Origin of the sequence: Microcoleus sp. D3_18_C4 (assembly GCF_036702355.1) — a bacterium.
Taxonomy (GTDB): Bacteria; Cyanobacteriota; Cyanobacteriia; order Cyanobacteriales; family Microcoleaceae; genus Microcoleus.
This window is the reverse complement of sequence record NZ_JAUBTF010000005.1, coordinates 131,472-144,534: the sequence shown is the minus strand read 5'-3', so window position 1 is coordinate 144,534 and position 13,063 is coordinate 131,472. Positions and strand designations below refer to the sequence as shown.

The window sequence follows — 13,063 nt, the reverse complement described above, 5'->3', positions numbered from 1 at the left end:
TAGGAATTGTTTGTTGACTGTTGACTGTTGACTGTTGACTTTGGGCTGTTGACTACCTTCAGACCTAATCCTCGTCTGCTTCTAAATCATCATCATCATTTTCATTGCCATCGGCCAATTCTTCGTCATCAAACATACCCGGTTTGCGATCGGCAGAAAGCTGATTCAGCAGTATCAACATTTTATCGCCCCGTTCCAAAGAACGGTCTTCCAGAAAAATCACCTCCGGCGTCCGGCGCAGTTGCAATCGTTGGCCCAACTGGTTGCGGACGTAGCTAGTAGCAGATTTCAAACCTTCCATAGTTTCAGCCTTCGCCTCATCAGTACCGTAGATGCTGACAAAAATTTTTGTATGCTGAAGGTCTCCAGAAACAATTACGTCGGTAACGCTAACCATACCGGCACCTACCCGATCGTCCTTAATGCCGTTCAGCAACATCAGGCTGACTTCCCGCTTAATCATTGAAGCTACGCGCTCAATGCGACGACTTGTAGCCATAACAACTATCCCCTACTTTTAGATCGGCCGTTTTCATCCCAATAGACAATTGTAGCGCGATCGGTCAGGCGTGTTACGGGCGATCGTCCGAGTTAGGGGTGAGATACAGCTTAGAGGAAAAAAATGTTTGATTGCCATAGGTGAATATATAGCTAATATAGAGAGGTAGAGTGAGATACAGCTTAGAGGAAAAAAAATGTTTGATGGGATTGTCAAAACCGTAGCCGATGCTTCAGGGGTAACTAACCAGCTAACGATAGCTGAATGGGCCAGATTGAACAGGACTAACCCTTTCGATATGGGAGCCAAAAACTACCAGCGATGTCTTCATGACTTAGGGTTAGGGGGAAAATATCATGAACTTGAATATAACGAAGATGGCAGCCTAAAATATCACTAATTTTGCCGTAATTCCCTTGATAATGCTTCAAAATTACCCATTTTATTATCCATCCCTAATCAATCAATCAATCAATCAATTAAACAGAAACATTTCTTGTCAAAATTCCTTTATCGCTGTGTTTTTTTAGGAAATAAAACTCATGGAAAAAGAATTTACAATCGGTCAAAAAGTCCGAGTTGTGGCGATGCCGCCTTACGTCAAAACTGCCGAACCGATGCCGATGCTGCGGCCAGCGAATTTAATTGCGATCGGCGCTGAAGGCGTTGTGATCGATCGGCGTCCCGGCAATTATTGGGGAATTCGCTTTGAAAAAGGTGCTTTTCTGTTAGACAGTCAGTACATTGAAGTAGCGGAAACAATTGTAGAAGGTAATGGGTAATGGAAAAAGGGGGAATGGGGAATTGAGATCACCACTTAACATCTCCCTTTTCCTTGTTCCCTCAACATCTCTCCCTTAAATCGGTTAAATCCTCTTGCTTGATCGTTGCCGAACTTCCTTATTCAACAAGCCAGCTTAGCCTCAAAAGCCAAAGAATTAACAGGAAACTCCCCCAAAACTTCCTCGAAAATAGGAGATGTGAAGTTACAAGGTTGAGGCTTGCCCAAATGATAACCTTGAGCGTAATCTACCCCAAGTTCATTTAGTTTATCCATAATTGTTTGATTTTCAACATACTCGGCAATAGTTTTAATTCCCATGACGTGAGCGATTTTGGTAATAGCTTCCACCATTGCGATATCAATAGGATTATCGACAATATTCTTAATAAAATTGCCGTCTATTTTGAGATAATCAACCGGCAAGCTTTTCAGGTAAGCAAAGGAAGACATCCCGCTGCCGAAGTCGTCCAAGGCAAACTGGCAGCCTAGTTCCTTGAGTTGCCAAATCAAGCTGGCTGCCTTGCTGAGATTACCGATCGCCACGGTTTCGGTAATTTCAAAACAAATTATTTGCGGCGGTATTTGATGGATGGAAAACTGTTCCTGAATAAACTCGATAAACTTTTCTTCGTTGAGGCTGTCCCCAGAAAGGTTGATTGAATAAATGCTGGGATATTTGCCAAATAAGGATTGCGGATTAGACAAAAGAGAGCAAGCAGGGAAGGTAACTATTTTATCGCTGCCTACTCCAGGGTCTTGGACGAATAAATTGGCCGTGAAAATTTTAGATAAATTGCTAAATAACGTGCTAATTACCCAGCGGTCGATCGCGTGCATCAAGTTGTAGCGTTCTGCAGCCGGAATAAACGCCATCGGCGACACCAACTCACCCGTTTCCAACTGGAGGCGCAGGAGGATTTCGCAGTGGGTTCCGGTGGTTGGAGAATTGAGCAAAGGTACGATCGGCTGAGAGTACAAGCAAAAGCGATTCTCTTCTAAAGCTTGATGAATTTGCACCACCCACTCGGTTTCGCCGTGCTGTTTGATTAATTCTTGATCGCCGGCTTGATAAACCTGTACCCGGTTGCGACCTTTATTTTTAGCAGCGTAGCAGGCCATATCGGCGGCGCTCAAAATCGCAGATGTCGATGCTGTTTTGGGATTGATTGCTACCAAACCGATACTGACGCCGATCGAAAAAGTTTTGTCCTGCCACGCAAAGCGGAAGCCCTGAATGCTTCGCAGCAGCGTTTCAGCAACATTCAATCCTCGTTCGACGGGACGATGATACAGGAGTACGGCAAATTCATCGCCACCCAGACGCGCCAAAATATCGGTTTTGCCGATATGACTTTTAAATAGCTGGCTGACTTGGCGCAGCAGTTCGTCCCCTGCAGCATGACCGCAGGTGTCGTTAACTATTTTGAAGCGATCGAGATCCAGGTAAAGCATTACGTGTTCTTGCCCGTAACCTTGAGCGCCGTGTAGGGCGTGCTCTAGCTGGTACTCAAATTCCCGGCGGTTGACTAATTGCGTCAGGGGGTCATGAGTTGCCTGCCAGGTGAGTTGTCGCGCTTGAGTTCGCACTTGGGTGACATCTCGGAACACAACAACGGCCCCGACAATTTCGCCGCTGCTAGCGTGGATGGGGGCGACGCAGTGGTCGATCGCAAATTCGGTGTTGTTGTGGGCAATCAGCAAATTGTTGCGCCCTTGGTCAACAATCCGACCTTCGCACAAAGCGATTTCGGCGATATTTTCGATCGGCAGCCTGGTTGTTTCGTCAACTATTCTCAGCACGCTGGCGAGGGGCAAACCTTTAGCTGCCGAGGTAGACCAACCCGTGAGTGTTTCGGCAACTGGATTCAGGGTGGAAATACAGCCGTCGGCGTCAGTAGTGATGACGGCATCGCCGATCGATTGTAGTGTTACCTGAGCGAGTTCTTTTTCTTCAAAAAATGCTTGTTCCATGCGCTTGCGATCGGTAATATCTCGCTGCACCGACACCCAGTGGGTAACGTTCCCGGAGGTGTCGGCAATGGGTACGCTGTTGAGTTCCACCCAATAAGTTGAACCGTCTTTGCGGTAGTTAATCAATTCTAGGCGTAGGGGTTCTCGGCGAGAGAAAGCACGGCGAATTTTAGCGACTTGGGTGGGGTCGCTTTCTGGGCCACGCAAGCAACTGGGGGTTTGTCCGATGATTTCTTCGGGTAGGTAGCCCGTCATTTGGGTAAAAGCTTCGTTGACATAGATGATGGTGGGGTCGGAGATATCGCTGTCTCCCGCATCCATAATCACGATTGCGTCGTTAGCGTTCACTACAGCAGATTCTAAAAGGTGGAGTCTGGCCTCGGCCCTAACGCGGGTAGCAATTTCGCTTTCTAGTCTGGCGTTAGTCAAGCTGAGGGATGCAATCGCTTTTTCCAATTCCCTAGTTCTTTCTGCCACTGAATCGTGCAGAACATCGATCGCCCCGGACATTTCCATCGGGTCAAGTACGCGCAGTATGTTGGTTTGAGTAACTATTCCCTGGAGTTCTCCCTGTTCCCCCGTTACTACCAACCTGCGGACTAAACGCTGGTGCATTTCCTGATGAGCTACCCACAGCGAGTCTTCTTGCTTGAGGCTAAATAAAGGGGTACTCATCACAGTTTGGGCGATCGTTTGCGACAAATCTATATCTAAAGCTTGAAATTCCACAATATCCCGTTCTGTGACTATACCTACTGGAATGGGGAACGGTAAATTCATCGATAATTCTGTTGATTCAGTAATTACTACGCAGCTAACGCGGTGCTGCGCCATCAACTCAGCTAAACTCCTAACTGACGCGGAGCGAGGTGCTTGAATGACTTGTGCGGTCATTACTTCTTTCACGCGACGCATTTTTAAGATATTTGCCGGTTTGAGCATGGCTTGGCGAATGCTTTCCGGGGTAATTACTCCTAAGAGTTGACCTTCACTATCCAATATTGGGAGATGCTTAATTCTTCGTTGCCCCAGCAGAATTAGGGCGCTGAAAATGTCTTGAGTCTCGGATTTTGTCAGAGTTGCTGCAGGCTGCCTCATCACTTCTGCGATGGTGACACCTTTTAAGTTTTTGCCCGAGGCAATCAAATCGACAAGATCCCTTTCTGTGAAGATTCCTTGCAATTGAGAATCTGGAGCAGAGTGCGAAGATAATTTTAAGAGTGATTTTTCCACGACAAAGACGCAGACACCTGTCGCGTCTCTGAATGCACTCTTAGTGGGGAGATTTGCGATTTCTGTTAGTTGCTGATAGATATCGGTTGGTGGAATGGCTGCGTTTAGAGAGCAACTTGGGCGCCGTTGGCCCATCAGGGTAATTACGTCTGCTAGTGGGGTATCGGGCGCTACTGTCAAGGGGTAGCGGTCAATTACTTGAGCTAAGGTTGGCAGATACTTGGATGAATCGTTTTTGAGCATATTTAATTGAGTTTTGCGATCGGGTGGACTCTGCGACATTCCAAAAAAGTGCTGCTTTCCAAGCACTAGGTGGATTTTTACGGCGCTGCTGAGACCTAATTAAAAGTTATTGTTAAAAATGCAGCCGAGCTTGAACTGGGGATCAGGCCAGTGACTGCGTTTCCTCTACCTATAAAGTTAGAAGCTTATCTTTATTTTAAGTTAAATTTTCTGTCCCGTGACACATTTATTAAAAATAATGTATTTGTTGTGAACTTTTTGCGATAGAATTACAGACTAAAATCATCCATAGCATTGCGAATCATCTCCCTCTTCAGAAAGACGCATCTGTTTGCTGTATTAGCTAACCTAGAAAAGGTTACTACAAAAAGGCACTGTATTAAGTTCGGCAGTGTTAAGTTTTGCGAAATAAAGTTTTGCAAGCTGGTCGAGACCATGTATGCGTTGTTGAGGGCAATCGATATCACAGCCAATGTGTGAATTAGATCGCAACGCCGCGAAAACAACCATGGTACGATTGTAGATATCAAGACAAGAACTTGAATACAGAGTCTGTGAGGAAAAGAGATTATGAAACGCAATCTATTAGCCGCTACTTTTTTAATTGCTCCCCTAGTGTTGGCAGGCCCGGCTCGCGCTGAAAATCCCGTTCACGTCGAACAGTTATTGTCCACCGGGCAATGTTTTAAGTGCGACTTGTCGGGAGCAGATTTAACGGGAGCTCATTTAATTGGTGCTGATTTGAGAGAAGCAAATTTACGAGGAGCAAACCTATCTCAGGCCAACCTCGAAGGTGCTGACTTGACGGGTGCTAACTTGACGGGTGCTAACTTAACCAAAGTTTTTCTGACTAATGCCAGTTTAAATGACGCAAACCTCGATCGGGCAGATCTGACCGCGGCCATAATTAACACCGCTGACGTATCCGGCGCATCAATGGAAGATATGACCATCACAGATGCGAAAATCTACAATACCCAAATCGGCGTCGGCGGCAGCTACGACCAGTAAACTCATTAAAAGAATGGAAAACACCAATTTTGAGGTTAAAAACCCGGTTTCTCTGCTGAAACCGGGTTTTTAGTCTTTGTGTAGGGTACCCCGGAGCCTCACATTTTCTCTCGTATTTCCAGCGAACAATCTGACGTACCCTACCACTACCACTAAAAACCCAAATCAACCGCAATTCGGTGCGCGCAAGCAAACCCAGAAAACGCCACCGCATTTAAACCCTGTCCGGGAAACGTACTATCGCCCACACAATACAAACCAGGCATAGAAGTTCGATTAAACGGCATTCCCAGCAAACCCATTAGCTTCTGTCGCGGAATCGGCCCGTAAGTTCCGTCGTCGCGACCCAAAAAGCGGCGGTGAGAACGCGCCGTCCCAACTTCCATATAATCCAAACCCGCATCTAAACCTGGGAAAATCTTTTCTAATCTTTCAATAATTCTCCCCGCAGCCTCTTCCTTTTTCTCTTCGTATTCTGGCTGCGAAAGTCCTTCCCACTCTTCCATCCAACTCGACGTAAAAGCGTGAACGATGTGATATCCTGCGGGAGCTAAATCCGGGTCGAGTACGGTCGGAATTGACACTAAAACTGTTCCCTCCGGCGCTTCCATTTTGTCCCACTCTTCTAACAAAATGTGGTGGCAGGCACTACCCGCAGGGATTACGCTTGCTTCCACTCCCAAATGCAAACTCAAGAAACTGGGGGCTTTTTGATAGCGCTGCTGCCATTTCTTTTCGCTAGCGGGCATCTCTTCTGCTGGCAGCAATTTTTCAAAAGTATCCCAGCGCGTGGCGTTAGAAACTATCCGCTTTGCGCGGTAAACTTCGCCGGTTGCTAGCTCGACTCCGACAGCGCGGCCGTTTTCTGTTATAATTTTTTTAGCCTTAGCTTTGTATTGAATTTTCCCGCCACATTTTTCTAATCCTTCTACTAATTTTTGGGCGATTTGACCGACTCCGCCTTTGGGATAATTTATGCCACCGTAATGTCTGTCGGAAAATACCATTCCGGCATTAATCATCGGCGTCAAGTCGGCAGGTACTACAGACCAGTAGTAGCATTCCATGTCGATAAATTTCAGCAAAGTAGGGTCTTTTATGTAGCGCCGCGCAATGTCGCCAGTATTTTGAGGCAGATATTTTACTAATCCCAAACAGGCTAAAGGATTCTGAAAAAAGACTCGAACCAAATATCCGGGTTCTTCTAGGGATAGCAGTTCCATGCCGTTGAGGCAGTTGAAGACGTTCCAGCATTCGCCGTAAAATTTGTGGATTCCTTCGCGTTCGTGAGGGAACCTGTCTGTTAACTCTTGCAAGTATTTATCATAAGCTTGGGGAACTTCAAGTTCCAAGCCGCTGGGTAAGTGATAGTGAAGCTGTACGGGGTCGGGAATCGTTTCTAAGGTGACGTTGACTGCTTTCAGGGCGCGGGTGAGGAGGTTGGTGGTGCCGCGCTGTCCGAAACCAAAAATCATGGAGGCGCCGACATCGAATCTGTAGCCTTCTCGATCGAAATATCCAGCGCTACCCCCCGGAATTGTATAGCTTTCGAGCACTAAAACTTTGGCTTTCTTAGCGGCTAGCTGGGTGGCTGTCACCAGTCCACCAATGCCGGAACCGATGACAATTACATCAAACTCTTGCTGTGTAGGGCGGGAGTTGGGAGAAAATAACTGGGATTGGGTAGGAGCTGACATTCGGTTAAAAATCTTAATATTTCTATGATTTTACAGTCGATCGCTCCCGAAGCAAGAAGTTCGGCAAGAGATTTGTAGCGGATGTAACGGATGTCAGGAAGACCGAAGTTCGGCAATGCCCAATGCCCAATATCCAATCCCCAATGCCCGACGCCCAGTGCCCGATGCCCCTGCTCCGCAAAAAAATGCGGGAACAGTCTACCATTGCCGACTGCCCCCGTCTGCCGATCCTTTGAGAGGAGAACACTAAAAATCACTATAGCCTTGTTGCTAATTAATGTCAATACTATTGGAAAAATATTTCAATAAGCTGATGGAGGTCGATCGGCGAATGGGTTCTAACTCAATCTCTGGCTTGTATGCGCCCTCAAGGATGTGATAAGTTGCACAGAGCGATCGCTGGATCGATCGTTGGCGAAGCCCTCGAAGAAGATCGATCGCACCGCATAAAATCCCTCAAACCTAGCAATCTCCCCAATTTCCTAATGTCCCTGCAACTGCGCGTTTACGTTCCTCCACATCCATTAATTAAACACTGGCTGGCTGTTGCCCGCGACGCCGCCACCCCCTCGGTACTTTTTCGTTCTGCGATGACAGAATTAGGAAGGTGGCTGGCTTACGAGGCGATTCGAGAATGGCTGCCGACAGTGGAAACAACAGTGCAAACGCCTTTGGCAGAATGTCCGGCAACTTTTATCAACCCAGAAGCTCCGTTAGTTGTGGTACCGATTTTGCGGGCGGGTTTGTCACTGCTCGAAGGAATTCAGACGGTTGTACCGCTGGCTTCGGTTTACCACCTCGGCATGGCAAGAAATGAGGAGACGCTGGAACCGACTTGTTATTTGAACAAATTGCCGGCGCAGTTTAACCCGGAAACGCGGGTGATAATTAGCGAGCCGATGCTGGCGACTGGCGGGACGATTATAGCGACTATGCAGGAATTGACTGCACGGGGAATTGACCCAAACTTGATTCGGATTATCTCTGTGGTGGCTGCTCCTCCGGCTTTGAAGAGGCTGAGTGCAGAGTACCCGAGTTTGATTATTTATACGGCAACGATCGACGAAATAGTCAACGAACAGGGCTTTATTGTACCTGGTTTGGGAGATGCGGGCGATCGAACTTACGGCACATAAACCAGTCAGCCAGTCAATTTTAGATTTGAGATTTGAGATTTTAGATTGACTAGACTGATAAATCTGGGGGCTTGTATGCCTTTGTGGGTGCGGTGAGTGGTTCTAGGAATCAGTTGCTGAAATATCGGGGGAAAAAGATGACCCTGGTTTGGTAAAAGCAGGCACCGAGAGAGTTAGAATCAAAAGTACAAGTCAAAAATAAATAGCTTTTAGCACTCATTGCCCGTGAAACTTGATTCTGTTCCGCCAAGCTTGTCTGCTTCTGACTCAGTAAACCTCAATTATGATTTGCCACAACAGGTACAACTACAAATAAAAGAGGTTACTGAGATTTGTGCTGCTTTAACCCCGGAGCCCGCTGAAGTCTCAGTGACTCTAAATCCCGATATTTGTCAGGAACAAAAGAAACTGAAGCCCAAGCACTGGGCAATTTTTGCTTCGACTTTTGCAACTATTTTTCTAGCTGAAATTGGAGACAAAACTCAGCTCGCGATTTTGCTGATGACGGCTGAATCTCGAAATCCTTGGATCGTGTTTGCGGGTGCGGGTTCGGCTTTGATAGCAACGAGTTTGCTGGGGGTTTTGCTGGGAAGGTGGCTGGCTAGTCGGATTGCCCCGAGAACTTTGGAGAGAGCAGCCGGAGTGATTTTACTCGCGATTTCGGCGGTTCTGCTGTGGGAAGTGCTGGGTTAATTGTCTGCTTTGTCGGTAAGTCCTAGATTTCTACAATAGCTAACTAAGAACTAAAAAAACATGGACTGGCAACTTTTGGGAATCAGTTTTATTACAGTGTTTTTGTCAGAATTGGGAGACAAAAGTCAATTAGCTGCGATCGCCCTGGGCAGTAGTTGTAACTCGCCACGGGCTGTATTTTTCGGTACAGCGTCGGCGCTGCTGCTGGCGAGTTTAATCGGTGTGGGCATTGGCTTCAGCACTGCAGAGGTGTTGCCGGAACGACTGGTAAAGGGACTCGCGGCGATCGGATTTGCGGTAATGGGCTTGCGCTTGCTGTGGCCAAAAGCAGATTTACCGGAAGCATCCGAGTAGGGCTTGGCGTCAGTCGATTTTAGATTTTAGATTTACTCTACAGATGAATCTGGGAGTTTGAACAAGAGTCTAAAATTTTGAGCTCTCCACCACAGGAGTCGTTCGCAAGTATCCGTTTTTGGGCGGGTCAGGAAACTTGACAGTATAGTTATCTCAAATCTGTTAGCCTCGGAGTTTATTCATATCTCTCTTCTCGACAAGCGCGTGAATCAGCGTCAATCCATTGTCATCTGCGGCCCAAGAAATTCTCTTTTTTTAACCGCAGATACAGGCAGATAAACACAGATTAACGCCGATGAATACAGAAGGGCTGCAATTCATTCAAGCCTCGTTTTCGATAGCTAAAATTTTAAAAATTAGCGGGGGGCGTGACTTCACGCCCCCCGCTGCTGGTTGAGTTTTTTTTCTGCACTCAACCTCTGAGTATTGTGTCGATTAAACTTGGTTTTGGTAGCACCAGCCTAGCAGCGTACCGGCGACAGCCAACTTCAGAGCTTCCAATGCAAAATAGCCTTGGTGCAGTAGATTCATCCCGGCGGGCACTTCTGCTGCGGAATCGAACAGATTTAGCTGCATTCCCAAGGCGCTCATTTGGGGTGTCAGGGCGTAGGTGTCAATCAGGGCGATCGTCAAAAGTACCAATGATAATAAAATTGCTGTGCGGCTGCGCTTGCCGAAGTCACCGACTAAATTGCTCAAAACCATCAAACCCGTTGCCACCACGCCCGAACAGATTAACTCAACGCGGTTGAATCCCCAGAACATTAAATTCCCGGCAGTTGCAAACTCCGGTGATGTCGTCATGCCAGATACGTAGAGACTGGGCATAATTACTAGATCCAAAATCAGGCTAACGCTGAGCCAGAAAATTAGGGCAACCATGACAATTGCTTGCCAGCGCGGTTTGATTGATTCCACTCTTGATGTTGTAATAGCTGTCATATAATTAGACCCTCTAAAATTTTCTTCTGCCTTTTCTAGAGTTTAACTAACTTTTCTATAAAATCGTGTTAAGTATTTTTAAATTAATGGTAACTTTTCTGTAACAGACGCTGAAGAATTGTTAAGCTCACTTATGTTTGTCCTCACCTCGGTTAATTAATACTAATTCCGAAAAAGTACGGAATAAATTAATAATTACTCATAGGACTTATGCACTGCAACCAAAGACATCGGTTTTTGACCCTGATTAAACACAGTAACGTATTTTTTATAAAAAACCAGGTTTCTGCGTCCAGAAATAACTCCTAATTTAACTGTATATGCCTAAATTTCAATTATCCTCTTGGTTGCCCCGTCTCCCGCCTCAAGTCTGGATTCTTGCCGCCGGCAGATTCCTCTCCCAAAGCGGCACCGGTTTTACTTTATTTTACGCGCCGATATTTTTTGTTGATCGCGTCGGTTTATCTGCTACTGCTGTTGGGATTGGTTTGGGTAGTGGTTCAATTTCGGGAATTTTGGGCAGAATTTTGGGCGGTTCTTTTTGCGATTCTAAATTTTGGGGAAGGCGCCGAACTTTACTGCTGGCGACAATTATTTCGGCTGCTGCTTCTTTTGTACTGGCGGCGACTAATGATTTCGCTGGCTTAATTGTGGGCAATTTACTGATGGGTTTTGGTGTGGGTTTGTATTGGCCTCCAACGGAGACGATGGTGGCGGATTTAACTGAGGGCGAACAGCGACAGGAGGCTTTTGCTTTGACGCGGCTTGCTGATAATTTGGGTTTGCAAGTTGGGATTATTTTGGGCGGTTTGTTGATTGCTGTAACGGGGAATTATCGCTCGCTCTTTATTATTGATGGTATCTCGTTTTTAGTGCTGTTTGCGGTGGTGGCGATCGCGATCGTCGAAACCTACAAACCAGCTAATCCAGGGGATAGAGGAAAAAAAAATCGGGAAAATGGCTGGATGGTGGCGCTGAGAGATCGAAGTCTTCTAGTTTATGCTTTAGTAAATACCCTGTTCACATTATATATTTCCCAAATCCAAACCACAATGCCGCTGTACTTTAGCAAGTTTGTCGCGGTGGGGACATCGGGAAAAGGCTTTTCAACAGGTACAATTACCGTTTTGTTTGCTTTTAGTACGTTTTTAACTGTGGCTTTGCAACTGCCGGTTGTTAAAGCTTTGAGGCCGTTTTCCCATCCGAAAGCTTTGATGATTTCTGCGCTGCTATGGGGAATGGGATTTATCGCGATCGGCTTGACGGGAATAGCTGCAACTGGCAATCTATTTTTAGCTGTTTTAGGCTTGAGCTTTTTGTCGGTGGCGACTGTTGCTTATACGCCTTTTGCTTCGGCTTTGGTGGTGGATTTAGCACCGGAGTCTTTGCGGGGCGTGTATTTGGCCGTTAGTTCTCAGTGTTGGGCGATCGGCTATTTAATCGGGCCGCCGCTGGGCGGTTTGGCTTTGGATCGGGGTAAATGGGCGACGGATAATTTCTGGTTGGGTTTGGCTTTGAGTGTGATTGCGGCTGTGGTTATTTTGCAAAAGCTCGATCGAATGTTGAAAAGTAGAATCTAATATTCAGTTGTTCGTTTAGGACTAAGACCAAAAAAACCCGGTTTCTGCGTCAATATCTCTCGGTTCGATACCACCATTTTTCCGAGAAACCGGGTTTGTGACTCCGCGTGCGTCCAAGACTGTAGTTGTTAGGATTAACCGTCAACAGTCAACACTCAACACTCAACACTCAACACTCAACACTCAACAGTCAACACTCAACACTCAACAGTTAACCGTCAACTAACTAATTTATTTTCGTCGATCGCCCAATTTGCGGTAAACTTCTCTCAAATCAACTTGATGGTGAGCCAAAGCAACCAAAGCGTGATAAAATAAATCCGCCACTTCCCCAGCAATCCCGTCTTTGTCGTCATCTTTGCAAGCCATCACAACTTCCGCCGACTCTTCGCCAATTTTCTTGAGAATCTTGTTGTCGCCGCCCTCGAACAATTTGCAAGTATAAGAACTTTCGTTAGGATGGTCGCGGCGATCGCAAATTACCGCAAATAATTGAGATAACATATCCCCAGGCGGCGGTGAAATTTCCCCATCAACTTGGTGAAAACAACTTCTTTCTCCCGTGTGACAAGCAATATCTCCGACTTGTTCGACAGTGATTAGCAAAGCATCGCTATCGCAGTCGTAACGCAGCCCTTTGACATTTTGAACGTGTCCCGAAGTCGCCCCTTTGTTCCAAAATTGGGCGCGCGATCGACTCCAAAACCAAGTTTGCCCGGTAGAGAGCGTTTTTTGCAGCGACTCCCGATTCATCCAGGCCATCATCAATACCGTACCGTCCAAATAATCTTGGACGATCGCAGGCACTAAACCGCGATCGTCGTAACGAATCTTTTCAATTGGGATCGATCGGCTCAAACTCGATAAATCAGTAGTAGACATAATTTTATTTCAACTTGGTAATATAGATTAACGCTTTC

At 46.4% G+C, this 13,063-nt stretch carries 11 protein-coding genes; 6 read left to right on the top strand and 5 right to left on the bottom strand.

Annotated features, from left to right (window positions below):
* Positions 1-64: 64 nt before the first annotated feature.
* Positions 65-499, bottom strand: coding sequence for a 30S ribosome-binding factor RbfA (gene rbfA / locus QUA90_RS04110; protein ID WP_333160269.1), 435 nt, complete (start codon positions 497-499; stop codon positions 65-67).
* Between the two features lie 542 nt (positions 500-1,041).
* Between rbfA and sipA the strand changes: the two genes are divergently transcribed.
* Positions 1,042-1,281 (top strand): regulatory protein SipA, encoded by a 240-nt coding sequence (gene sipA, locus QUA90_RS04105; RefSeq protein ID WP_333385168.1) that lies wholly within the window; start codon positions 1,042-1,044, stop codon positions 1,279-1,281.
* A 122-nt stretch (positions 1,282-1,403) separates the two neighbouring features.
* Here the strand turns inward: sipA and QUA90_RS04100 are convergent, their stop codons facing one another.
* Complete coding sequence (locus tag QUA90_RS04100) at positions 1,404-4,769, bottom strand: EAL domain-containing protein (protein WP_333443978.1); 3,366 nt, start codon at positions 4,767-4,769, stop codon at positions 1,404-1,406.
* Between the two features lie 531 nt (positions 4,770-5,300).
* Here QUA90_RS04100 and QUA90_RS04095 point away from each other — a divergent pair.
* Entirely contained in the window at positions 5,301-5,741 is a 441-nt protein-coding gene (locus QUA90_RS04095; RefSeq protein ID WP_333443976.1) for a pentapeptide repeat-containing protein, read from the top strand.
* Positions 5,742-5,893: 152 nt separating this feature from the next.
* Here the strand turns inward: QUA90_RS04095 and crtH are convergent, their stop codons facing one another.
* Positions 5,894-7,438, bottom strand: a complete 1,545-nt coding sequence (gene crtH, locus QUA90_RS04090; protein WP_333443974.1) for a carotenoid isomerase — start codon at positions 7,436-7,438, stop codon at positions 5,894-5,896.
* A 485-nt stretch (positions 7,439-7,923) separates the two neighbouring features.
* On the opposite strand from crtH, the gene upp reads away from it, so the two are divergent.
* The 3 genes from upp (at position 7,924) to QUA90_RS04075 (ending at position 9,621) form a co-directional block, all read left to right on the top strand.
* A complete protein-coding gene (gene upp, locus QUA90_RS04085; RefSeq protein ID WP_333323037.1) occupies positions 7,924-8,574 on the top strand; it encodes a uracil phosphoribosyltransferase in 651 nt (216 codons plus the stop codon).
* Between the two features lie 225 nt (positions 8,575-8,799).
* Positions 8,800-9,267: a TMEM165/GDT1 family protein gene (locus tag QUA90_RS04080; protein WP_333322875.1), complete on the top strand. Its 468-nt coding sequence runs from the start codon at positions 8,800-8,802 to the stop codon at positions 9,265-9,267.
* A gap of 60 nt (positions 9,268-9,327) precedes the next feature.
* Positions 9,328-9,621 carry a TMEM165/GDT1 family protein gene (locus QUA90_RS04075; protein ID WP_333082112.1) on the top strand — a complete coding sequence of 98 codons (294 nt, stop codon included), beginning with the start codon at positions 9,328-9,330 and terminating at the stop codon, positions 9,619-9,621.
* A gap of 435 nt (positions 9,622-10,056) precedes the next feature.
* On the opposite strand, the gene QUA90_RS04070 is transcribed toward QUA90_RS04075, so the two are convergent.
* Positions 10,057-10,563: a hypothetical protein gene (locus QUA90_RS04070; protein WP_333082113.1), complete on the bottom strand. Its 507-nt coding sequence runs from the start codon at positions 10,561-10,563 to the stop codon at positions 10,057-10,059.
* Between the two features lie 320 nt (positions 10,564-10,883).
* Here QUA90_RS04070 and QUA90_RS04065 point away from each other — a divergent pair, with 320 nt between their 5' ends.
* Positions 10,884-12,143, top strand: a complete 1,260-nt coding sequence (locus tag QUA90_RS04065; RefSeq protein WP_333322877.1) for an MFS transporter — start codon at positions 10,884-10,886, stop codon at positions 12,141-12,143.
* Positions 12,144-12,374: 231 nt separating this feature from the next.
* On the opposite strand, the gene hisIE is transcribed toward QUA90_RS04065, so the two are convergent.
* Complete coding sequence (hisIE, locus tag QUA90_RS04060; protein WP_333443971.1) at positions 12,375-13,025, bottom strand: bifunctional phosphoribosyl-AMP cyclohydrolase/phosphoribosyl-ATP diphosphatase HisIE; 651 nt, start codon at positions 13,023-13,025, stop codon at positions 12,375-12,377.
* Positions 13,026-13,063 lie beyond the last annotated feature (38 nt).